Here is a 588-nt window from a genome sequence, read left to right on the forward strand (position 1 = left end):
GCGCGTCTTCAGGCGCGGGAAGTAGGTGTAGACCTTGTCCAGCGTCGCCGCCACGGCCCCACGCCCGTCCTTGCGCGTGTAGGCGCCGGTCATCAGGTTCTCCTCGATGGTCAGGTGGGCGAAGCAGTGCCGGCCCTCCATGACCTGCACCACCCCGCGCTCCACCATGGCCGAGGTGGACAGCTTCTCGATGCGCTCGCCGCGCAGCTCGATGCTGCCCTTAGTGACCTCGCCGCGCTCGCCTTCCAGCAGGTTGGACACCGCGCGCAGCGTGGTGGTCTTGCCGGCGCCATTGCCCCCCAGCAAGGCCACCACCTGGCCCTCGGCTACCTGCAGGGACACGCCCTTGAGCACGAGGATGACGTGGTTGTAGATGACTTCGATGCCGTTGACGTTCAGGAGGGGGKCTGTCATCGCAACTCTTTCCTCAGCATGGATGCTCTCGCGGGTGGCGCCCCTCCCCGTGGGGGAGGGGACAGGGGTGGGGCCTCAGCACCCCGCCYTCACGGAGGGCGGGGAAGGGGTGGGAGCGGGGCATTGCCAGCTCGAAGAGCTGAGCCGCCGCGCGGCTCAGCTCTGGCACTCAGC

The 588-nt window shown here is 68.6% G+C and carries 1 protein-coding gene; it reads right to left on the bottom strand.

All coding sequences use genetic code 11. The features are described from left to right. A partial coding sequence (locus tag ACXJKR_RS34240) for an ATP-binding cassette domain-containing protein (protein ID WP_457326656.1) occupies nt 1–414 on the bottom strand: 414 nt, incomplete at its 3' end. Nucleotides 415–588 lie beyond the last annotated feature (174 nt).

The sequence above is a fragment of the Roseateles sp. P5_E11 genome, assembly GCF_054049355.1.